Annotated in this window: 17 protein-coding genes; 13 read left to right on the top strand and 4 right to left on the bottom strand. The window is 55.4% G+C overall.

The features are described 5' to 3' along the window. Positions 1-32 precede the first annotated feature (32 nt). Both OZ656_RS16490 and OZ656_RS16485 read right to left on the bottom strand, forming a co-directional pair. Positions 33-1,148 (bottom strand): phosphatidylserine/phosphatidylglycerophosphate/cardiolipin synthase family protein, encoded by a 1,116-nt coding sequence (locus OZ656_RS16490; RefSeq protein ID WP_379944728.1) that lies wholly within the window; start codon positions 1,146-1,148, stop codon positions 33-35. Positions 1,149-1,150: 2 nt separating this feature from the next. Continuing rightward, complete coding sequence (locus OZ656_RS16485; protein WP_379944726.1) at positions 1,151-2,191, bottom strand: type II glyceraldehyde-3-phosphate dehydrogenase; 1,041 nt, start codon at positions 2,189-2,191, stop codon at positions 1,151-1,153. Positions 2,192-2,565: 374 nt separating this feature from the next. Here OZ656_RS16485 and OZ656_RS16480 point away from each other — a divergent pair, with 374 nt between their 5' ends. From OZ656_RS16480 to OZ656_RS16470, 3 genes are all read left to right on the top strand, one after another. After that, a complete protein-coding gene (locus OZ656_RS16480; protein ID WP_379945220.1) occupies positions 2,566-4,866 on the top strand; it encodes a copper-transporting P-type ATPase in 2,301 nt (766 codons plus the stop codon). A gap of 99 nt (positions 4,867-4,965) precedes the next feature. Beyond that, the gene (locus OZ656_RS16475) at positions 4,966-5,973 is read left to right on the top strand and encodes a hydroxyacid dehydrogenase (protein WP_091854530.1); all 1,008 of its coding nucleotides are present in this window, start codon (positions 4,966-4,968) and stop codon (positions 5,971-5,973) included. A 229-nt stretch (positions 5,974-6,202) separates the two neighbouring features. Then, positions 6,203-7,786 (top strand): BCCT family transporter, encoded by a 1,584-nt coding sequence (locus OZ656_RS16470; RefSeq protein ID WP_153741203.1) that lies wholly within the window; start codon positions 6,203-6,205, stop codon positions 7,784-7,786. Between the two features lie 36 nt (positions 7,787-7,822). On the opposite strand, the gene OZ656_RS16465 is transcribed toward OZ656_RS16470, so the two are convergent. Further along, positions 7,823-9,115, bottom strand: a complete 1,293-nt coding sequence (locus OZ656_RS16465; RefSeq protein WP_099616092.1) for a hypothetical protein — start codon at positions 9,113-9,115, stop codon at positions 7,823-7,825. Positions 9,116-9,472: 357 nt separating this feature from the next. Here OZ656_RS16465 and OZ656_RS16460 point away from each other — a divergent pair, with 357 nt between their 5' ends. The 9 genes from OZ656_RS16460 (at position 9,473) to OZ656_RS16420 (ending at position 18,517) form a co-directional block, all read left to right on the top strand. After that, positions 9,473-10,420, top strand: coding sequence for a YncE family protein (locus OZ656_RS16460; protein WP_379944725.1), 948 nt, complete (start codon positions 9,473-9,475; stop codon positions 10,418-10,420). A 42-nt stretch (positions 10,421-10,462) separates the two neighbouring features. Further along, positions 10,463-10,684, top strand: a complete 222-nt coding sequence (locus OZ656_RS16455) for a DUF2933 domain-containing protein (RefSeq protein WP_081467492.1) — start codon at positions 10,463-10,465, stop codon at positions 10,682-10,684. Next, a complete protein-coding gene (locus tag OZ656_RS16450; protein WP_058091979.1) occupies positions 10,677-11,327 on the top strand; it encodes an isoprenylcysteine carboxylmethyltransferase family protein in 651 nt (216 codons plus the stop codon). The genes OZ656_RS16455 and OZ656_RS16450 overlap by 8 nt, the downstream gene beginning before the upstream one ends. Before the next feature lie 43 nt (positions 11,328-11,370). Beyond that, entirely contained in the window at positions 11,371-12,303 is a 933-nt protein-coding gene (locus tag OZ656_RS16445) for a DMT family transporter (RefSeq protein ID WP_153741205.1), read from the top strand. Positions 12,304-12,411: 108 nt separating this feature from the next. Beyond that, entirely contained in the window at positions 12,412-13,068 is a 657-nt protein-coding gene (locus OZ656_RS16440) for an outer membrane lipoprotein-sorting protein (RefSeq protein WP_379944724.1), read from the top strand. Positions 13,069-13,077: 9 nt separating this feature from the next. Beyond that, positions 13,078-13,764, top strand: coding sequence for an ABC transporter ATP-binding protein (locus OZ656_RS16435; protein WP_092033491.1), 687 nt, complete (start codon positions 13,078-13,080; stop codon positions 13,762-13,764). After that, a complete protein-coding gene (locus tag OZ656_RS16430) occupies positions 13,764-16,274 on the top strand; it encodes an FtsX-like permease family protein (RefSeq protein WP_153741207.1) in 2,511 nt (836 codons plus the stop codon). The genes OZ656_RS16435 and OZ656_RS16430 overlap by 1 nt, the downstream gene beginning before the upstream one ends. Next, entirely contained in the window at positions 16,267-17,400 is a 1,134-nt protein-coding gene (locus OZ656_RS16425; RefSeq protein WP_153741208.1) for a hypothetical protein, read from the top strand. The genes OZ656_RS16430 and OZ656_RS16425 overlap by 8 nt, the downstream gene beginning before the upstream one ends. Before the next feature lie 172 nt (positions 17,401-17,572). Beyond that, positions 17,573-18,517 (top strand): IS5 family transposase, encoded by a 945-nt coding sequence (locus tag OZ656_RS16420; protein WP_303293872.1) that lies wholly within the window; start codon positions 17,573-17,575, stop codon positions 18,515-18,517. Positions 18,518-18,808: 291 nt separating this feature from the next. Here the strand turns inward: OZ656_RS16420 and OZ656_RS16415 are convergent, their stop codons facing one another. Continuing rightward, positions 18,809-19,018, bottom strand: a complete 210-nt coding sequence (locus OZ656_RS16415) for a hypothetical protein (RefSeq protein ID WP_153741751.1) — start codon at positions 19,016-19,018, stop codon at positions 18,809-18,811. A gap of 481 nt (positions 19,019-19,499) precedes the next feature. Between OZ656_RS16415 and OZ656_RS16410 the strand changes: the two genes are divergently transcribed. Continuing rightward, positions 19,500-20,819 (top strand): TolC family protein, encoded by a 1,320-nt coding sequence (locus OZ656_RS16410; RefSeq protein ID WP_379944720.1) that lies wholly within the window; start codon positions 19,500-19,502, stop codon positions 20,817-20,819. Position 20,820: the final 1 nt, after the last annotated feature.

Genomic DNA, 20,820 nt, shown 5'->3' with positions numbered 1-20,820 from the left:
GCAAGTTGAGCCCCGATCTAAGTCGGCCCACGTCAAAGCCACTTGCGTAGCAACAGGCCAAGCGTGTCATACACGGCTTTTATGAAGCCGCGGTGTTTCCAGGCGATGCCAGTGATTTCACTGGCATCCTGCAGGTCAGTTACGAACTCGTTTCTTAACTGGCCATTCAAGGCTTCGTTTGTGGAAATCAGCGTCAGTTCATAGTTAATAAACAAACTTCTGTAGTCGAAGTTCGCGGTCCCTATGCTGCCCCAGGCATCGTCAACGAGCAGTACTTTGGAATGCAACAGCCGGGGTGTGTACTCGAATATGCGAACGCCGTGTTCCAGCAGTTCCCCGTAAATGGCGCGGGCAGCCCATTGTGCGGGGGTCGAGTCGGTCTTTTCGGTGGTCAGGATCCGCACATCGACTCCCCGGCGGGCCGCGAGAGCAAGTTGTTTGCGTAATCCCCGGTCCGGTACGAAATAGGGCGTCGCCAGCCAGATTTTGTCGGATGCTCCGGCCAGTTGGTCTTTGATGGAGCACCGCAGCTGGATGCGGCAGGCGCGTGTGGTATTGGGAGTGATCCGGCTGTCACCGATGGTATGACTCTGTGGGCTCCAGTCAGGGTGACCGCACCAGAAGGCGTCAAACAGAGCGTCAGCCTCCGCCGCCAGAGGCCCCTCGAAGCACACATGCACGTCGCGCCAACGCTTTGGGCCGTAATAGCGCCTCGAGCCTTCGCGATGAATGTTGAAGCCGCCGAGATACGCTGTTTTGCCGTCAATGACCAGCAGCTTGCGATGGTCGCGACGGTTGTAACGCATCGGTTGCCGCCAACTCCAGCGGTGAAAGCGCTGTAGACGGACGCCGGCGGCCCTGAGCTGGCGCCGGTGCAGCCGCGTAAGGACGCCACTTGAGCCCAGCGCATCAACGTGAATGCGCACGTCGAGGCCGTGGCGGGACTGCTTCATCAGTTCATCAAGCAGTTCAGTCCCCACCTCGTCCGCCGCCAGGATATACGAAGCAAGAAAGATACGCTGGGTGGCAGCACGGACCGAGCGAATCATCTCCGCATAGAGTTCGTCTCCCTCACCGAACAGCCTGAACACACCCTTCACGGCCCCGCCCTCGGGTTCACAGGCGGCGTCGCCGGGGTTGCCGTCCATATCTATAACCCCAAAGAGCCGATACCCAGGCTGTCGTTGGTGTCTCTGATCGACGTTTCCGCATCGGGTTCGGCCCCGGTCAGTGCGCGTATGGCATCGATGGTTTCCGGAACAACAATCGCCTGGTTGTCGACCATATAGGCATAAAACAGCTCATTGCCCTGCACTTTGAGCATGTCTTCCCAAAGCGCGACTTCATACAGGCTGTCGTGAGGCCGGCCAAGGTCGGCCATCAACTCCTTGACGCTGTTGATCGCGCTGAGCCCGTCACTGATCCGGATAAGGGCGATGCGGGAGGAAGTGCGAAACGCGTCGAGCACTTCGTCCTTGCTCGCCTCACGTGTCAGTTGAACGGACCAGTAGTGTAGGTGGGCCAGTGTCTCCGGAACCTTGACCGCCATGGTTACCACATCCAGGTCCGGGTCGACACTTTGGGCATCCGGGCCCTGGTGACTGGGAATCTCCGGCTCTGGCACGAGGGTATTCATGATCCCGCCCTGATGGCTCTCCCAGGGATCGGTGGCCCGGCGCAGAAGGGTTCCCCGTGCCCGGTCCAGCAAGCCGTGGCGTTTGAGTGCTGACAGGGTACGAATGATCGACGTTGTGTTGCACGATACGACACGGCTGCAGTCACGGCCGACAGCGCTGGCGTAGTTGGCCTCGGCAACGAATGAATGGCCCGTGCTTTGATGTTTCTCGCCGCCATGAACGATGAACCTGATACCGAGCCGCCGGTAGGTTTCGATGTTCTTGCTGGCCAGGTGTTTCGGTGTACAGTCCACCACGATGTCCGCGGCTTCAAGTAAGTCATCCAGTGTGCCGGAAACATCAAGCCCGGCTGCGCCCATGGCAACGGCGTGCTCTTCAGTCGCGCCGTACAGGGCATACCCTCTACTCAGCGCGGCCCTCACTCGCCAGTCCTGCGCGACATCAGCTACGCCAGCCACAGCCATGTCTTTTTGTACCGCAACGGCTTGCGCTACCCGTTTGCCGATAACGCCATAACCGTTGACCGCGACGCGAATAATTCTCTGACCGACCATCTTTTGTATCTCCAGCTTCTGAAAAGGGGCGAGCGAACTGTTATGTTGCTTAAGTGACCAGATTATAGACAAAGACTGAATTTCAGCTGAAAGTCCGGTTTGACGTGTACCTCAGGGCAATGGCTTTACCGAAAAGTTGATGGTGATCAAAAAAATGCAAAGCGCAGAAGTGCTTTTCAGGTTCAGTTCAGCCGGGTGTAGTGGAATGGGGTGCAGTAGAGGGCAACTACATTGCTTATGACCAGGTCGAACCTTGAGAGGCTCGAATGGTATGAAACCATCGAAAGGATGATCGGAAGATGTCTGCCAAAGAAAATAGTTCTGCTATCAATGATAGTGCTGGGAAGGAGTCGGAGGGCCAGTATACCTGCCCGATGCATCCGGAGGTCATATCTGATGAGCCTGGGAATTGCCCGAAATGCGGGATGCACCTTGTGCCTCTGGAAAACAATAAAGTGAGTTCTCATTCAGATCACTCTCACCATTGTTCTGGAGATCATGAAAAACCGTCAGGCGACGATCGAACATATGACCGTGTACCACCCGGGTATTCGGGGGTGGTTTACACTTGTCCCATGCACCCTCAAGTCCGACAGACAAAGCCCGGGGCATGTCCTCTGTGCGGTATGGGACTGGAGCAGGAATCGGCCACCGCGGAAGATGAGGGGCCCAACCCGGAGTTGGTGGACTTTTCTCATCGGCTCTGGGTTGCCCTGGCATTTTCAGTGCCCTTGCTGATTTTGACCATGACTCCCTATATCGGTGTCATGGCGGTTCGCGACTTCTTCGGTGAGCGTTTGTCACTCTGGATTGAACTGGTGCTTGCTACTCCTGTAATCCTATGGTCCGGCTGGCCCTTCTTTGCTCGCGGTTACATCTCGTTTCGGACAATGAACCTGAATATGTTCAGCCTGATCGGCATGGGAGTTGGGGCGGCCTATATCTTCAGCATCGTAGCGGTCCTTGTGCCAGGGATCTTCCCGGAAGGCTTCCGGGATTCTGAAGGAAACGTCGGCGTTTATTTTGAGGCGGCAGCCGTTATCGTCACGCTGGTTCTGCTGGGCCAGGTGATGGAGCTGAGGGCCCGTGAGGGCACAGGTAAAGCCATACGTGCGTTGCTGGACATGGCCGCGAAATCGGCGCGCCTGATCCGGCCCGATGGAACCGAGGAAGAAGTCGCTCTGGAGGATGTGAAGGTCGGTGATCACCTGCGTGTTCGGCCCGGTGATAAGGTGCCCGTTGACGGCGTGGTTGTTGAAGGTCGCTCTTCCATTGATGAGTCGATGATTTCCGGGGAGCCAGTTCCGGTAGAGAAGGTGGAAGGAGACAAGGTCACCGGGGCCACCATCAACGGTACCGGAAGCCTGGTTATGGAGGCGACCCGGGTTGGTGCGGATACTACGCTCAGTCAGATTGTCGAAATGGTTGCCAACGCCCAGCGTAGCCGCGCGCCTATCCAGAAGTTTGCCGATATGGTGGCCGGCAAGTTCGTACCGGCGGTTATTGCCATAGCCGCCCTGTCCTTTGTGGCGTGGGCCATCTGGGGACCGGCGCCAGCTTTGTCGTATGCGCTCGTGTCTGCGGTAGCGGTGCTTATCATCGCTTGCCCTTGCGCATTGGGGTTGGCTACGCCCATGTCAATCATGACGGCGACAGGGCGAGGCGCCCAGTTGGGTGTGCTGATCAAGAACGCCGAAGCCCTGGAGCGTTTCGCCAAGGTGGACACCTTGATTGTGGATAAAACTGGTACCTTGACCGAAGGTAAGCCCAGACTAGTGGCGGTGCTGCCGGAATCGGATCATGACGAGACCGAGGTCCTCAGGCTTGCGGCCACACTGGAGAAAGGGTCAGAGCATCCGCTCGCTGAAGCCATCGTTTCAGGCGCCGAGGCACGTAACGTGATGCTTGGAAAGGCCGATGACTTTGAAGCCGTTACAGGCAAGGGGGTCAAGGGTGTTGTGGATGGCAAGTCAGTGGCTTTGGGCAATGCCAAACTACTGGAAGAGCTGGGCTTGGACGGTGGCCATCTGATGGAGGTTGCCAATAGCAGACGCGATGAAGGCGAAACGGTCATGTTTGTGGTGCTTAACGGCGCCGTTGCAGGCCTTGTCAGCGTAGCCGACCCGGTCAAGGAAACGACACCCGCTGCGCTCAAGGCCCTCCACGCCGCTGGCTTCCGCATAATTATGGCAACTGGCGACAATGAGCGCACGGCAAAGGCGGTGGCGGGTAAACTCGGTATCGATGAGATTCGTGCCGATGTGCTGCCAGAGGACAAGGCCAGCATCATTCGCGAACTTCAGAGCCAGGGGCGCAAGGTAGCGATGGCGGGGGACGGCGTGAATGACGCACCCGCCCTGGCCCAGGCCGATGTTGGTATTGCAATGGGAACCGGCGCGGATGTCGCCATTGAGAGCGCGGGCTTTACCTTGGTTAAGGGTAACCTCGATGGCATTGTCCGCGCCAGACGGTTGTCCCAGGCGACGATGCGAAATATCAAGCAGAACCTGTTTTTTGCCTTGGTCTACAACGGTGCGGGTGTGCCGGTGGCTGCTGGTGTGCTCTACCCATTCTTTGGCATCCTGATAGGACCTATCTTTGCCGCTTTTGCAATGAGCGCGTCCTCATTGTCGGTGGTAATGAACTCCCTGCGTTTGCGTCGAGAGAAAGTCTAGGCGCGAAACGACCATATCGATGACCTCTCACTGGTAGCCCTATCCTGTGGCTCTCAGTGCTGAGGTCGGAGTAAAAATGAGTTTGGCCAGGGAAAGCTAATGAAAATTGTGTTCTTTGAGGCAGAGAAGTGGGAGTGCGATATTTTGCAGCATGCCTGCTGCAATCATGAGGTTGTCTTCACGGACGAGGAACTCGGAATAGACAACGTTGGGTTATACAGGGACGCCGATATCATCTCACCCTTCGTTCATTCAGCCCTGGATCGTTCGGTACTTGAGTGCTTTGAGCATCTGAAATTTGTCGCTACCCGGTCGACGGGATACGACCATATCGATTTGGAGTATTGCACCAGAAATGCGATTCCAGTCAGCAATGTGCCCGTCTACGGTGACCAGACTGTTGCGGAGCATGTTTTTGCGCTGCTCCTTGCCATTAGCCACAAGATTCCAGAGGCGATCAATCGCACTCGCAAGGGGGATTTTTCGCAGAAAGGCCTGCAGGGATTCGATCTGCAAGGCAAAACCCTTGGAGTGATCGGTACCGGTGCTATCGGTAAGCGTGTTGTGGAAATCGCGCAAGGGTTTCGTCTGAACGTTCTTGCCTGCGATCCCAAGCCGGATTACGTATTCGCGGACCGATATAACGTGTCTTACGTCGATTTGGATGGTCTTCTTGAGCAGTCCGATGTTGTGACGCTGCACGTTCCTGGCAGCAAATCGGCCAAGCATCTTCTGTCGGACAGGGAGTTCGCCCGGATGAAGCGCGGGGTTGTCCTGATTAATACCGCTCGCGGCTCCATTGTTGATACCCAGGCTTTGCTGCACGCGCTGGCGGATGGGAAGGTGTCGGCTGCCGGTCTTGATGTACTGCCGGATGAGCCCTCCATCAGGGAAGAGGTGGAATTGATCCGCTCTTTTTTTGACAAGGAACATGATCTGGAAACGCTGTTTGCCAACCATGTTCTTCAGCACATGAGAAACGTCATCGTCACCCCCCACAGTGCGTTCAATACGAAAGAGGCTGTCGAAAGAATCCTCAAGACCACTGGCGAAAACATTGTTGGCTTCATCGAGGGTGCCCCCCGCAATCTTGTGAACAAACACTGAGCCAGGATGATTTTTTATGCCGATGCTCTATACCTATTTGATCTGGGGTGTGTTGTTGGTGCTGCTGTCGGGATTGGTTCTCGTTGTTACCTGCAATAAGGAGATGCTGAGGATGAGACTTGGTACCGCTCTCCTGGGGTCGTGAATTCAGATAATAACTGCAGCATTTTTCGTAATTTATACGAGCATCGCTATTGGCAGACCAGGGCATAATAAAAGGCTAATCATCATGTGGAACGAAAAAGGCAATAGCCATCTCCAACAACCCATCTTGCCGTCACTATTCAGCATTGGCGCCATTGGTTTGACCCTTGCTGGCGCGCTGATCTGGCAGTCTGAGTTTGCGTATGCGCTTGATTATGTTTCCTCGTACGTGGATGGTCTGCTGCGCTGGTGGTATGTGGCACTGGTTGCGTTTCTGACGGCATTTGTTATTTGGCTAGGGCTGGGGCGTTACAAGAACGTGCGCCTTGGTAAAGACTACGAACAACCGGAATACCGGCTTTTTCCCTGGTTGGCGATGCTGTTTGCGGCCGGCACGGGTGTGGGGCTGCTGTTCTGGAGCATCGCCGAGCCAATCATGCACTTTCAGGGTAACCCTTTTACTTCGGAGGGCTTTACTCCCTCCGCTGCGTCTACTGCAATTCAATTGTCGTTTTTCCACTGGGGGCTGAACGGATGGGCTATTTTTGCGTTGGTCGCGATTGCATTCGGATACTTCAGCTATCGCCATGATCTCCCGCTCGCGCCTCGATCAGCGCTGTACCCGTTTATTGGTGAAAGAATCTTTGGCTTTTGGGGGCACGTCGTTGACGCGCTCGCTGTTTTTGCGACTGTATTTGGTCTGGCGACGACGCTGGGGCTGGGAGCCCGTCAGACTGGCACGGGGCTCAAGTGGCTTTTCTCCGTGGAGGCGTCTCTTTGGGTGGAGCTGTCGGTGGTCGCCGTGGTTACTGTAATCGCGACGATTTCGGTGGTTTCTGGGGTCAGGCGGGGCGTGAAAATATTGAGTGAGGTAAATCTTTGGCTAACGCTGATTTTACTCGCCGCCTTTATGATTATTGGCCCCTTTGATTACATGGCAGGGTTGTTGGTGCAGGAAATTGGCGGTTACCTGGATAGTCTATTGATCATGACATTCTATGTTGGCGCCAATGAACCGGGAAATTGGCAATCGACCTGGACGGTGTTTTTCTGGGGCTGGTGGCTGGCCTGGTCACCTTTTGTCGGGTTGTTTATCGCCCGGATATCCCGCGGCCGCACCCTGAGAGAGTTTGTTTTCGGGGTTCTTCTCTTACCAACGCTGGTGACTTTTGTATGGATCTCGGTGATGGGGGGCGCTGCACTCCACAGCGAGCTATTCGGGGGTGGCGGAATTGTTGAGGCGGTCAATAAAGACATCGCCTATGCACTTTTCGCGACCATTGAGCACCTGCAGACGACTGACTCAATTAAATTTTTGATGGGTCTGGTGGCAACGCTCCTTATCAGCATCTACTTTATAACGTCTGCTGACTCGGGCGCATTGGTCGTCAATATCATTTTGTCGGGAGGGCAGCTTGAGCCTCCCAAGGCGTCGAGAGCAGGCTGGGCCATTGGCAACGGAGTATTGACCGCGGTATTGCTAGTGGCGGGAGGTATTGCCGTCCTCCAGGATGCGGTCATCCTCGCGGCCCTGCCATTCTCGCTGGTTATCGTTGCTATGACAGCTGGCCTGTTGAAGGCGCTGCATCATGAGCCCCTGGTAGCACCCAGAGAAGGTTGTAAGCAACTTCGGGCTGCTGAGCCATGGACAGGAGCAGATCAAGCATGAACATCACCTGGCAGTATCTGCCCGTAGTGTGAATAGTCACACTTGGAAGACCGGTGCAAACCCGCCTCCTGGCGTGCGAAAGTTGGTTGTCTGGCCCTGATATATCCTCGCGGCAACCAGCAGACTTTTGCCGGCGTAGGTATACAGGCGAATGTCGACCTTTCTGGTGGTCACCGCATCGTCAATTCGTAGAGTTCGTTCTCCAGCGGGGACGAGATCTTGTGCGATATAGCCGCCATCCAGAATGTTTTCGAAAACACGCCGGGTCATCTTGTCGCCCCGGTAGACACCCTTGCTGCCGTGACCTGCAACCGGCTTAAAAAACAATTGGCGCCGAGCGCTCCACAACGCCGCAGCATCTTCACTCGAAACCAGCCGGGTCTTCGGCACGGCGTCTTCCAGGCAGCCCGCATCCGCTAAGCTCAGTCCCCAGTCGAGTAGAGTCTGCGGGGCTGACAACAAGGTCAGGTTTCGCTTATCGGCCAGAATGGCATGAGCTCGGGGGTTGGGAGTTACAACCACGGCGCCGTCCAGATACGCACGTCTTAATGCCGCATGAGCCGTGGCGTCCAGTGAAAAGTCCACCAGCCTGTTGTAAACCATACAAATGGGCTTACCACGGGCTGTCAGTCGCCCATCGGCATACACAAGCTCTGAGGGATCGAGTATCAACGCCTCAATTCCTTTGGTCTGGAAAAGTTGTTGGGCCAACTGGAATTCGGGAAACATAAACTGGGTCTTCGGGGCATCATCAACTATCGCCAGGCAGTTGGGTACCGAAGTGGCATGCTGTCTTTGCCACTCCTGTTTGAACATCGTCAACACTGCATCCTCGAATCCGTCGAGCTCGCTACGGGTTACTGCGGTCTGTTGAGATGGGTTACAGCAGCGATGCTGGGCTCTCGCCAGCACAACGTTCAGGAAGGCACCTCCGGCATTGGTGTTGATCTCTATCAGCCGGGGGCCGTCGGGACCCAGGTGAAAGTCGTAACCCATGAATGCCCCAATGGGGCCCGGATTGAACTGTGCGATTTTTGGTGCCCAGGACAGAACTCGTTCACGAAACGACGGAAGTTCGGTGGCCGATTCGATCGCTTGGACGATCCTTTCCATCGCAGCTATGTCGGATCTGGGAACAAAAATCGGTGTGTTTGAAAAAAGCTGGTCGAACTCGGCGAACTCTGACGGTCCACTTCCAGCATCGATAAGAATGCTTCTGAGGCTCTTGTTGAGCGCTTTACGGTCGAGAGTGATGCAGTAGCAATGGCGATTGAGCTTGTAGGCTCGACTGTCGGCTAATCGTTGGTTTTTGTGGATAGGTTCGGGCATCAGGAGTCCGTTGGTCGAGAGTTTCACTGATTGTAATCGCATACTTGAAATTCAAAAAAACCTATCTCCCATGTGTGATCTACGTCAAATAGATTCATACTTCAGATCTGTTTTCAGGTCTGTTTCAGTTCCGCGTGTTGAACTATCGCTAGGTAAGTTGGCTCTCTCTACCCATCTTAGACTCTCCCGATAGGTAGCAGACTGGTACTGCACGATGATTCAGGCGGCGGAACTATGAAAAATAGATCGAAAAAAGGGTGGTTTACCGGATTCGCGATCATCGCTTTGATAGGTTTATCGACGATTGCAACTGCAGATAGCCGTCGAGCGTTTGTCCCGATGGGAGCTACCGATTCGGTGGGCATTATTGATCTGAACAGCCACCAGGCTTTGCCACCGATTACCGGGACAGTCAACACCCATGGCTCGGCCCTGACTCCGGATGGTCACTATCTGGTTGCCGGTAGTCTGACCGATCACGACAGCGAGGATCCAGTCAGTCGCCCGGAGGGCGTCACTGAAGAGGACCACGCAGCCCACCATGGGGGGGGCGCTGCTGCGGCGTCGGAAGGCGCCACTACCGGTAGGATTTACGTTGTGGATACCGCCAAGGGCGAGATTGCCCGCACTGTGAAGGTGCCAGGGCCGGTGCACCACGTAGTGGTGACACCGGATGGCCGATTCGCTGTCTCCACCCATCCCATGGGTGGTGGTATCAGCGTGGTTGATCTGGAATCGGGGGAGCTTGTAAAGACTGTGGCCACTGGCCCGGCGCCGAACTATGTGGTGGCGACTGACAACGGACAGTCCATTCTAGTCAGCAACACTGACAACGGTACCGTCAGCGAGGTGGATAACCGCCATTGGTTCGTCAAGCGTAATCATCGGGTTGGCGGTGGTCCGGAGCATATGGTGCTTTCTCCTGACAACGAAACCTTGTATGTGAATGATGGGAAGTCGGGGGACGTTGTTGTCCTGGGGCTTTCCAGAGGTGAGGTGCTGGAAAGATACGAAGTTGGACCGCAACCCCATGGCGTGGGTCTGAGTGCCGATGGCCAGATACTTTACGCCACCAGTAAGGGCGGCAACCAAGTTGTCCGTATCGAGCTGGCCAGCGGAACCCGCGACAGCATGCCTCTGGCGCCGGCCCCTTACCATCTGGCGATCTCTCCCGTCGATGGCAGCCTTTTGATCACCAGTCGGGCCGAAGCCAAGCTCTGGGTGCTTGATCCGGGCTCTCTGGAGATTATCGATGACGTTTCTTTGGACGGGATAGGTCACCAAATATCGCTAGAGGCATACTAGCCAGTAAGCCCCACTGACAAGCTTTTCCCAAAGGGAATCTATATGGATAAGCGTTTCAAGATTACGTTGGCAATTTTTGCGGTCATCGCTTTGGTTTTGCTCTGGGGCGAACATAAGGTTCACCTTCTGGGTGCTTTGCCGTGGTTAATCCTTCTGGCATGCCCGTTTATTCATATGTTTATGCATGGAGGGCATGGGAATCACGGTGGCCATAATCACCACGATCAACCGGAAGGCAAGAGTGGAGGCCAACGCGATGACTGATGCTTCGTCCGATTACGGTCTTTGGGGACTGGTGGTTCTAAACTCGGTGATCTTTATTTTCTTCGCTTTCAGTTTTTTTAAGCCACAGACCCAACGAGACTGGCGATCCTTCGGCGCGTTCAGCGCGTTTCTCGTGGCATTATTCACTGAGATGTATGGGTTCCCGTTGACACTCTATTTTCTATCCGGTTGGCTTCAGACTCAATACCCCGATGTAAATTGGCTTGCCCACGATAGCGGGCACCTGCTTGAAATGCTTTTTGGTTGGCAGGGTTCTCCCCATTTCGGCCCCTTCCACTTGTTGAGTACGGTGTTTATTGGTGGAGGTTTTTACTTGATTGCCGCCGGGTGGCGAACCTTGTACGCGGCGCAAAAAGAGCGAAAGCTGGCTACGACAGGTCTCTATTCGTATGTTCGGCATCCACAGTATGTCGGCTTTGTCTTGATAATGTTTGGCTTCCTGCTGCAGTGGCCGACTCTGTTAACCCTGGCGATGTTCCCGGTTTTGCTCTGGATGTATTCACGGTTATCGATCAGTGAGGAACGGGAAGCCGAAGAAACGTTCGGGGAAGCCTGGAGACACTATGCAGACAACACTCCCAGGTTTTTGCCGCGATTGCGCGGATTGGGGCGGCAAGCTTGAACAAAAGCTCTACTCATTTGATGGGTAGATAAAGGAGCCGTTGGTGAACCAATCACTTTCGATACGTGCAGTCGCTGGGATGGTTCTTGTCGCCTTTCTTTGGGCGATCTGCTTTCCTTTTATTGTGGTGGGGTTGCCGGACGCGCCACCTTTGCTTTTTGCCGCTTTACGCGCATTGTTGGCAGGGTTGTGTCTGATTCTGATCGCTTTTACAAAAGATGGTCGGCCCAGTTATTCGCTTCGCCAGCTTCTAATGCTGGCCGTAATTGGCCTCAGTTACACGGGTATGGGGCTTGGAGGGATGTTTCTCGGTGCTGGCAAGCTGGGACCGGGGCTTGCAACGGTTCTGGCCAATGCGCAACCACTGTTTGCGGCGGTTCTTTCGTTTTTTATCGTTCGAGAGGTGGTGACCGGGCGTGTGTTTGTGGGCCTTTTGATTGGTTTTATTGGTGTTGTGGTGCTAGCGATGCCAGAGATGGAGTTTGGTAACGCCAGATTTTCAGGGGCCGTCTATGTTCTTGGTGGAGCCATCGGAACCGCCATTGGAAATGTGCTGCTTAAATACCAGGCCGGCAGCGATGATATCTATTGGTCGATGGGCATTCAGCTTGTCATAGGTTCAGTGTTTCTGGGAATAGCATCCGTGAGCTTGGGCGAGGGCTTCGAGATTGATTGGACTTGGTCATTTACGACGGCCATGTTCGTTCTGGCCATTCCGGCAACGGCAATGATGGTTGTGCTCTGGTATGCCTTGCTCGCCAGCGCGCCCTTGAACAGCCTCAATTCGTTTACTTTTTTAACGCCTGTTTTCGGTCTCGCTATCGGAATGCTTTTGTTCGGCGAAACTTTCACATCACTGGAGATGATCGGGATAGGAATCACAATTGTCGGCTTGGTGATCGTTGTCAAAGCGCCTCGGAAAACAACAAGCGGTTCCGCTGTCGGGGAACAGGCAAAGGTGATCCGTAGCTCATAGTAGAAAAGGGAGTAGTCAATGAGAGTCTGGATTAGCGTTCTCCTTTTGTTTGCCGCATCAGGTCGGCTTATCGCGGGCCCTCCCTCGGCAGTTTCCTTGATTGAAGGCATGGAACAGACTCTGTGGTCCGACAGCAATCACGGGCGTTTCACTATGCGGATCGAGTCTGAGTATTGGACTCGCACACTGGAACTGGAAGCCTGGATGAATCGTCCGGAGCATACGTTGATTCGCATTCACGCGCCCAAAAAAGAGGCCGGCATCGGCTCGCTGCGCATCGGCGATGCCATGTGGAATTACTTGCCCAAAGTTGATCGCACCATCAAGATCCCACCGTCGATGATGCTCCAGCCATGGATGGGCTCCAACTTCAGCAACGACGACCTGGTCAAGGAAAGCTCGTTCGTCGAGGACTACACCCACGAATTGGTCGAAACCGACGATTCCGGTGAGGTGCCTGTGTATCGTGTTGTCTCGACGCCCCGACCTGATGCCCCGGTAGTGTGGAGCCGTCTTGAATTCAATGTTCGGGAGGACTCGATCCCGGTTTCGCTTGCCTACTACGACGAGCGCGATCAGATCGTCAAACGCATGACCTATGAGCAGATCGAAACCATGGATGGGCGGAGGATACCCGCCCGCTGGACGATGGTGGACGCCGATAACCCCGAGTCCCGCACGGTGATCACGATTGACTCTATTGAATTCGACCTGCCGATCGATGAAGAGGTGTTTTCATTGCGCCGGCTGCGCAACCCACAGTGAGGGCCCGGCATGAGCATCGTCAATGTGGAGAAAGTCTCGCGAATTTACCGTCAGGATTCCATCGCCGTCAAGGCCCTGGATGAGGTGTCGGTCGCGATCGAGGCCGGGGAGTTCACAACCTTGGTGGGCCCGTCTGGATCGGGTAAAACCACGCTATTGAATCAGATTGGAGCCCTGGACGAGCCGGATAGCGGGCGCATTCAGGTGGCGGGTGAGGAAATCACCGGGCTTAGCCGAAAGAAGCGGACCCTTCTGCGGCTGTGGAAGGTTGGCTTTGTATTTCAGGAATACAACCTGATTGGCGTGCTGTCGGCTCAGGAGAACGTCGAGTATGTGCTGATGCTGCGCGGAGTGCCGTTTCGGGAGCGCCGTGCCGAGGCCCGGCGTATTCTGGTGGAGGTCGGCCTGCAAGGGCTGGAGCGGCGCCTGCCCCATGAACTGTCTGGCGGCCAGCAACAGCGTGTTGCGGTGGCCCGGGCGATTGTCAGCAAGCCCGCGATTGTCCTGGCCGACGAGCCCACGGCCAATCTCGATTCCACGACCGGCGCGGCGCTACTGGACTTGATGCGTAAGCTCAATGCCGAGCATGGCATTACCTTTGTCTTCTCCACCCATGACCCGATGGTGATGGAACGCGCGCGGCGGGTAATCCATCTCCGCGATGGCCGCGTCGAGCGTGAGGAAATACGGTCGTGATGGCGTGGCTACGTCTGGCTTTTGGCAACCTTCGGGTCAATCGTCGGCGTACGGCCATCACACTGTTGTCGGTGGCCGTCGGTGTCGGTGGGCTAGTGTTTCTCTGGGCATTCATTGATGGCATCAACGCCCAGATGATCAACAACATGACGGGCTATGTGACCGGCGACCTGAAGGTACATCAGCGGGGCTTTCACGATGACAGGGAGATGAACATTGCCCTGGCCGAGCGCTGGAATCTCACAGAGGAGGTATCGGCCGTAGCCGGTGTGGCGGCAACCACCCCCCGGGTGACGGGCCATGCCCTGGCCAGCCGTGAAGACCAGTCACGGGCATTACAGGTGATGGGCGTCGACAGCGCGACGGAATCACGGGTCACCCGGCTTGACCGGTCGATTGTCCGTGGTCGCTACCTGGAACGCGGCAATGAAATTCTTGTTGGCGTCGATGCCGCCGGTGCCCTGGATGTCTCCCCGGGCGACGAGCTGGTACTGGTGGTGCAGGCGTCGGACGGCTCTATTGGCGCCGACCGGTTCGAAGTGGTGGGCGTATTCGAGACCGGTATCAAGCGTATTGATGGCTTCGTGGCCCAGATGCCCCTGGCGGCCGCTCAGTCGCTGTATGCCTTTCAGGGGCGGTTTACCGAGATCGCGGCCCGCGTGCAGGATGCTGACCGGCTCGACGAGGTGGTCGGTACTGTCGGGAATCAGTTGCGCGATCGAAACGTGGAAGTGCTGGGCTGGCCGGCGCTGATGCCATCGCTGGTGCAGATGGTTGCCTTTCACGACGCCGTCGCCTACATCGTGATCTTCGTGGTGTTTGTGGTGGTGGCGGCCGGTATCGTTAACACCATTCTGATGTCGGTACTGGAGCGTGGCCGCGAATTCGGTGTAATGATGGCGTTGGGCACACCCAGCAGTCGCATCGTCTGGCTGGTGCTTCTCGAAACAACGGTTCTGGCCGGTCTCGGCTACCTGTTGGGGTTGGTACTTGGGTTGTCGGTGACCGGCTATTTCAGTAGCAATGGGCTGGATTTCAGCGCCTACATCAAGGCCATGGATACCATGCCGGGGCTCAGTGGCATCGTTTATCCCACCATCGAAGCTCAGCGCCTGGTTGTGATTGGCATTGTGGTGGTGTCGGTAGCCCTGCTGGCGGCCGCCCTCCCGGCCTGGAACGCGGGTCGCAACAGCCCGCTGGAGGCGATGGGCGCACGGCGAACTATGATCAACCGTATCCGCCGGATCCACTGGCAGGTGACGTCTGATCATCGGCTGCTGATTTTTGCACAAATGGCACTCCGTTCGGTATTCCGAAACCCGCGACGGTCGATGATTACCGCCTCGGCCACTGCATTCGGGCTGGCGGCCTATCTATTCCTGTACGCCTTCGCCGATGGTTTCTTCGAGCAGATGATCCAGAACTCGACCCAGCAGCTCAGCGGGCATGTGCAGGTGATGGCAAAGGGTCACGACGTGGATCTGTCGCCAGATTTACGTATTGCCGACAATCGAACCTTGCAACAGCGATTGCAGGAGCATCCTGAGGTTGAGGCGGCCGCGCCCAGGGTATTGCTGCGTGCCATGGTGGCCAACCCCGGGAAGAGTCTGCCGGTAGAACTGGTGGGTATCGCTCCTGAACAGGAGCGGGCGGTTACCAAACTCGCCGGCTACATGGAGCAGGGCACCTACGTTCAATCCGGGGAGACGGGAATCGTGATTGGCCAGAAACTGGCCGAGGAGCTGGGTGCCCGATTGGGGGACAAGCTGGTCATTACGGTCCAGCAGGCTGGGGGAGATCTTGCCTCCAGTGCCCAGGCCATTCGCGGTATCTATCGCACTGGCAGTGACCTGTTCGACACCGAGTATGTCTTCACCGATATCAACGCCGCCCGCCGCCTGGGTGGCCTGCTGGAAGATGAAGTCTCGCGGATCGTGCTTAGGCTGTCAGACCGCGCAGAGAGTACCGGCCTGGCGCGAACCCTGAACCAGTCGCCGCAATTGACCAACGATGGACTGGTGGCCCAGGACTGGGAGACCTTGCTCCCGGTGGTGGTGCAGATGGTGGAAATGAGCCAGGTGGATTTCTATCTCATTCTGGCGGTGGTCTTCGTCGTGGTGGCCATCGGTGTCATGAACACCATGGTGATGTCAGTGATGGAGCGCACCCCGGAACTGGGCGTTATGCTGGCGCTGGGCACCCGGGGTGGTCAGCTGCTGCTGACGATTCTGTTCGAGGCGTTCTTTCTCGCAATACTGGGAATGGTGGCTGGAACGGTGGTTGGCGGACTGCTTGTCGTCTGGCTTGGCAATGCCGGCATCGATCTGTCCTCGATCAGTGGTGCACTGGAAGCCATCCCCGGTATTACCGATCGCATCCATCCGGTGATGATCTTCGATCACGTCTGGCTACCCAGCCTGTTGTTGTTCCTGTGCTCGGTGCTGGTGGCACTGTATCCGGCCTGGCGGGCCTCGCGACTGGATCCGGTGGAGGCCATCCGCCATGGTTAGGCGATCTCCATTGATGCTGGTCGCGATGGCCTGGCTGGTGCTGGCTTCAGGCGCTGAGGCGGAGTACAGCTATTCGGGATCGCTCAAGAACCTGAGCGTTGGCTCGCGCTCGTTGATTGACGACAATCCCTACTTCTCGAACCTGACCCGCCTGCGTATTGAGCCCCGTTACCGATATGAGGACTGGGTTGTGGATGCGGCCTACGATCTGGAACTGGTGGCTGGCAGTTTCCTGGACAGCCCGGAGTTTGCCCTGCTCAGGGATGCTCCTGATCCGCGCTACTGGGATCTTCAGGGGGACGTCCATGAATCGGGAGATATGTTGGCGCGCCATCAGCTCTATCGTGGCACGATACAGTGGCGCTCACCGGTCGGTGATTTCCGATTTGGTCGCCAGCAGGTGAATTGGTCAACCGCCCTGATCTGGAACCCCATGGACATTCTCAATCCTGTCAGCCCACTCCAACTGGAGCCGGACGAGCGCATTGGCGTGGACGCGCTGTTATGGGACAGATCCTGGGGTGCAACGGGCCGGGTAAGCGCCGTGCATGCGCCGCAACACGGGGGCCAGAATGCCAGCACGGCGGCACGGGCCAAGCGCTTCGTTGCCGGGGTCGATGCCGGCGTGATGATGGGCGAGTTCGCCGACGTCACCAAAGCGGGTGTCAGCGGCAGTGGCTCCGTGGCTGGCACCGGTTGGCGCACAGAACTCGTCTGGAGCAAGCCAGGCGCGGGAGACAGTTACTGGCAGGGAGTCGCGGATCTGAACTGGGCGTTTCGCAACGGGCTCAATCTGGCCGTTGAATATTTCTATAACGGTCAGCCGGTACCGCCGGGAACGACAGGCCTGGCCAATCTTGTGTCCGCACGGCCCCTGTATGCCGGTCGTCATTATGCCGGACTACTGGTATGGCAGGATATCAACCCGTTCTGGCAGTACCGGGTGGTGACCATCCGTAATGCCGATGATGCCAGTTGGGTGCTTTACCCGAGATCCACATGGATACTGCCGATGAGCCAGGAGATCTATTTCACTGCCGGAGCCCAATGGTTCGGAGGTGACCAGGACAGCGAGTACGGGAGGCTGGAGCGGCTTGGGCTGATGGAGATTCATTGGTTTTTCTAAAAAACTTGTCGAGAGTGTCATGAATTTACGATTAATCGCGTTGGCGTCCACTTAGTCTGAAAGGTGCAGTTCTTTCGATGGACGAGCTTTTGATTAATTAGGGAGGCTCTGAATAAGTCTCAAAATCAGCGATAATACGGTCATCGTCAACTGCACAGGATTCGTTGCCACCATGGATCAGATCACCTTCTCCGAAGCCGAGTACCAGACCAAGAAGCGTAAAACCCGCCGCGAGATTTTTCTGGAACGGATGGACAAGCTGATTCCGTGGAAGCAGTTGGAGAAGAAGGTAGCCCTATATTACCCCAAGGGCCAGACTGGCCGGCCACCGTATCCGCTGCCGACCATGCTGCGAGTCCACTGCATGCAATTGTTCTATAACCTCAGTGATCCTGCCATGGAAGACGCATTGTATGAGATCGAATCCATGCGCCAGTTCGCCGGCCTGAAGCTGGACCGATTGCCGGACGAAACCACCATTCTCAAGTTTCGTCATTTCCTGGAGCGCCATGGCCTTGGCAAGGTGTTGTTCAAAGAGGTGAACAAGCACCTGGAGAAAAATGGTTTGATGCTGCGTGAAGGCAGCATTGTGGATGCTTCCATCATTTCTGCACCAAGCTCCACGAAGAATGAAAGCGGCCAGCGCGACCCTGAGATGCGACAAACCAGAAAAGGCAACCAGTGGTACTTTGGCATGAAGATGCATATCGGCGTGGACGATACGCTCGGCTTGATCCACAGCATCGATACCACCGCTGCCAATGTCCACGACATCGTGTCCGCCGGCAACCTTCTTCACGGTGACGAGCTGCGCGTGTTCGGTGATGCCGGTTATCTTGGCATTCAAAAGCGGGATGAGCATAAAGATCGCCAAAATGTATCCTGGTTCATTGCCAAGCGCCCCGGTTCTCGTAAAAAACTGGACGACCGAAAGCTAAAGGCCGAGAAGCTCAAAGCCAGCGCCCGGGCCAAAGTGGAACACCCATTCCGGTACATCAAGCAGGTCTTTGGCTATAGCAACGTTCGCTATCGCGGCTTGGCCAAAAACAGTAACCGATTGCACTTGCTGGCTGCGTTCAGCAACCTGCTGATGGGTGAAAAATACCTGCTGTCGTAGGGTCAGTTCGCCTGTTTTCCGCCAAAACGGCGGGAAATAGGCAAAAATCGAACAAAACAGAGGGTGATAACGCCAAAATCGCGCTTGAATGGCTTTTTTTCGAGTTGAAAAGCGATTCAGCGATAAATCAGGCGTTAATCAGACCCTCCTAAGGTTTGCGGTACGGTAATAAATTTAGCGCCGAGATTCCAGTAAATCAATACTATATCCAGTCATGCTATTTTCATGACTGGCAACGTTCTTTGTATGAGAAGCAAGCTTCGCTTGTTAGCTCTGCCTAAGCGGAACGTACTAGTCGTCACTTGAATCTGCTATTCCCGCCTCCTTCATCTGCTTGTGTAATTTTTGATGTTTCAGGCAGAGTTCTTGCCTGTCAACGGTTTCCACGGTCTTGTTCGGATAGCTCCTTGCCTCGTTAATCCTGTCGGCTAAGCCAGAATCGGCGTAGGCAAAGGAACTAAACAGTGCTGTCATTGCTATGGCTGTAATGATGCTCTTCATGACGAACTCCTTGATTTGTTGCTCCAGGCCCATGCAACTGGGCCTCTAGTAGATACCGCTGATGCCCACCAGCGGTATTTCTGTTATCATTTGCTGTACGTTACCTTCTGCTCCATTTGTTTCTTCTCTAAAGCACGATGGTAGGCTCGTCCTTCTTCACTTATCATCTGTCTTCGCGCCTCCATTCCAACTTCTGACAATCCATAGCGTGTCATTTCTTTGTGGAGTCGCTGCTGCGGCGAATACTATTAATGATTTCATAATTTCACCTCCTGTTTGGTTGATGGTTTCATTAGATCATTAGTTCCTGAAACCTGACTGAAAAAACAAAAAAAGTTTATTAACGATTTGATAACTTTTGTTAGTGATAAAAATAGTTGAGCCAGATCAATATAAAATTTGTGCGCACTTAATTTCAGCTTCGTTTCAGCTTTGAGATCTAATATAAGCGCTCTTATATGCTTTCCACGGAGATCTCAAGTTGTCCATCCGCACCTTTTTTACTAAGCAGACTATTTTGGGTGTGTTGCTGTTTAGCAGCATTTCTGCGTGGGCCCAGCCCAGACTGGAGCTCATGAGTGTCATCGAAGCAGCAACTGAAAACGATCCCTGGCTGGGCCAGAGCTCTTACAAACAAGATGCGCTGATGGAAGAGTCTGTTGCTGAGGGCGCGCTTCCCGATCCCCGGGTAATGATCGGCGCGGCAAATCTGCCTCTGGATACTTTTGATACCGGGCAAGAGCCCATGACCCAGGGCACGATTGGCATTACACAGCGAATTCCTCGTGGAGACAGCCGCCGCTTGGCTAGCGCAAAGAAAGAAGAACTGGCCGGTGTACAGCCTTACCTCCGACAGAATCGTCGTGCGCAGGTCACCGAAACGGCGACCCACCTATGGCTCGATCTTTGGAAAGCCCAGGAAAGCATCCGCCTCATTGAACAGAACCGGGGGCTGTTCGAGCAATTGGCGGATGTTGCGGAAGCTGGATATACCTCCGCGACAATGGGCTCCAGACAACAAGATGTTATTCGTGCTTCGCTGGAATTGACTCGGCTTGAAGATCGGCTGACCGCTTTGCATACTCAGTTGGCTTCCAGCAGAGAAGCTCTAGGGGAATGGATCGGTTCCAGGCGGGCCCAGCTCTCGGTCGCCGAAAACATTCCTCCTCTGTTATTGGCAGATGTTTCCAGCAGCTGGCCGGAGACCAGTGTGGAGTCTGTCATCCGTCACCCGTCGGTTCGCGCCACAGATCAACTGATTGATGTACAGGACATTGACGTAGACCTTGCCAGGGAAGCCTACAAACCAGAGTGGTCGGTCTTCGCACAATATGGTTACCGTGACCGAGCTCCGAACGGCCAGGACAGGGCAGACCTGTTTTCTATTGGTATCGGTTTTGACCTGCCGATATTCACAGGAAACCGGCAAGATCGACGGCTCAGTGCTTCCTCAGCCAGGCTGGAAGCCGAAAGGACGGATCGGGTTCTGAGAATCCGGTCGCTCCAGGCAAAGGCGCGCGCGGCGCTAGCCCGCATCGAGCGGTTGGATGATCGAATTGACCTGTATCAGCAAACGCTCCTACCTCAGATGGAAGAGCAGGCCAGCGCCGCGCTGACCGCCTATAACAATGACGACGGTGATTTTGCTGAGGCGGTACGTGCACGGATTTCGGAACTCAATGCCCAGGTCGAATTGATCCAGATGATGGCCGAGCGAGCCAAAACGCTGGCAAGTTTCCGTTATCTGACCACGGACGCCTCCAATATTTCTTCCTCTTCAATGACTCATTACCAGGATTGAT

The organism is Marinobacter sp. LM1 (assembly GCF_042763285.1).
In the GTDB taxonomy this organism is placed as follows: Bacteria; Pseudomonadota; Gammaproteobacteria; order Pseudomonadales; family Oleiphilaceae; genus Marinobacter; species Marinobacter nauticus.
The sequence above is the reverse complement of the archived record's forward strand: the minus strand, read 5'-3'. Positions and strand labels throughout refer to the sequence as shown.